The 1,675-nt window shown below is 76.3% G+C and carries 2 protein-coding genes; both read right to left on the bottom strand.

All coding sequences use genetic code 11. The features are described from left to right. A partial coding sequence (locus EBH09_RS03595) for a TIGR03618 family F420-dependent PPOX class oxidoreductase (RefSeq protein ID WP_121746216.1) occupies positions 1–441 on the bottom strand: 441 nt, incomplete at its 3' end. Next, a complete protein-coding gene (locus EBH09_RS03590) occupies positions 431–1,393 on the bottom strand; it encodes a B12-binding domain-containing protein (RefSeq protein WP_121746215.1) in 963 nt (320 codons plus the stop codon). The genes EBH09_RS03595 and EBH09_RS03590, both read right to left, overlap by 11 nt. Positions 1,394–1,675: the final 282 nt, after the last annotated feature.

Here is a 1,675-nt window from a genome sequence, read left to right as displayed (position 1 = left end):
CCCTCCGGGGGCATCACTCCCGGAGGGCGCGAGGGGGCGCACCGTGCCCAGGAAGCGCCGCACGGCGATTTCGATGACGACCCGCTCCGGATTCGCCCGCGGCTGCCGGTAGCGGGCCGCGTACCGCGCCTCCGCGTCGCGGACCGCCTCGGCGTCGTCCCGCACGGTCGCGACGCCCTCCAGGGTGGACCAGCGCCGGCCGTCCACCTGCCCCACGGCGACGACGGGACTCTCCGCCCGCTCGACGTTGCGCACCTTCGCGGTACCCCGGCTCGTGATGACGCGTGCCGTACGGGTGGCGGGGTCGTACGTCACCCCGATCGGGACCAGGTGCGGCGTCCCGTCGGCACGCTGGGTCGACAGGAAACACACCCGGCGCTCCTGCCAGAAACGCACGAACTCCGCGTCCGTGTCCGTGGCGTGCCGTTCCTCAGTGTTCACTGGATCTCCTCGCGTGAGCCGTGCTTGTTCCCGTCCGGGACAGCATCGTCAGTGCCTCGGCCAGTTCGCGCGGCCGCGGCAGGCCCGGCAGCGCCCGGTGTCCCCACCCCGGGCCGGCGACCAGGACGACGGGGCCGCGCCGGGCGCCCCTGACGCCCCACCGCGTGTCGGCGAGGTGGCGGGCTAGGGGGGAGTCGGCCGTTGACCGAGTCTGGGACCACAGCACGACGGCACACGGTCCCGTGCGCCGTACGGCGGTGGTCAGCGCCTCCGCCGGTACGGCGCCGCCCAGCATGCGCGTCGCCGTCCCCCGCTCGCGCAGCGCCGCGTCGAGCGCTTCGAGCGGCAGCGTGTGCTGCTCGCCCGGGAGACAGGCGAGCAGCACGGGTGTTGCCTCCGGCGGCGGCTCTGGGCAGGCCCGGAGCAACGGCGCGCTGCGCAGGGCGGTGGAGACGTGCCAGGACAGCAGGTGCTCGACCTCCACGTAACGGTCGCCGCTGGACTGCCACTTGCGGCCCACCGCGTGCAGCGTCGGCGTCATCACGTCCTCCCACGCGGCTACGACGCCGTGTTCCCGGACGAAGGCGTTCAGCAGGTGCTGCACCGTCGGCGAGTCCAGCCGCACCGAGGCCCGGGCAACCCCTCGCGCCTCACGCCGCACATCACCGAGCGGCAGCCCACTGCCACCGGCCCGCACCCGCTTGCCCGGGACGGCGACGGAGGGCGGGGGCGGAGCACCCCGGGGCGAGGGCACTGCATCTGGGGTGGACGTCGTAATACCTGCTGCTGCTGCTGCCGCTGCCGCTGCCGCTGCCGGTGCCGGTGCCGGCGGCGGCGCGGTGCCGGGCGTGGAGGGGGAAGGGGGAGGGCTCGGTGCCGGGGACGGACCGTCCGGTGTCGTCCGCGGTGCGGCAGTGTCCGTGGAGGGCGGGTGAGCCGGTGTCGAGGGCAGAACACCCGGTGTCGGCGGCGGGGCACCGTGCGCGGAGCAGGGGCGCCCCGGCTCCGGGGCCGATGCGTCCGATGCCGGTGACGCGGCACCCGGCGTCGGGGGCGTGGCGCCCGATGTGCGGGGCGCCGAGCTCGGCCTGGCGGGCGTGGCGTTCGGCGTGGAGGTCGTGGCGTTCGGCGTCGGTGGCGTGGCGCCCGATGTGCGGGGCGCGGCGCCGGGCATGCGCGGCGTGGTGCCCGGCGCCGGGCACCGGCCGGCCGGTGTCGAGGGTGCGGCCCGGTC

The organism is Streptomyces sp. E2N166, assembly GCF_003671715.1.
Taxonomy (GTDB): Bacteria; Actinomycetota; Actinomycetes; order Streptomycetales; family Streptomycetaceae; genus Streptomyces; species Streptomyces thinghirensis.
This window is presented reverse-complemented; position numbering and strand designations above follow the sequence as displayed.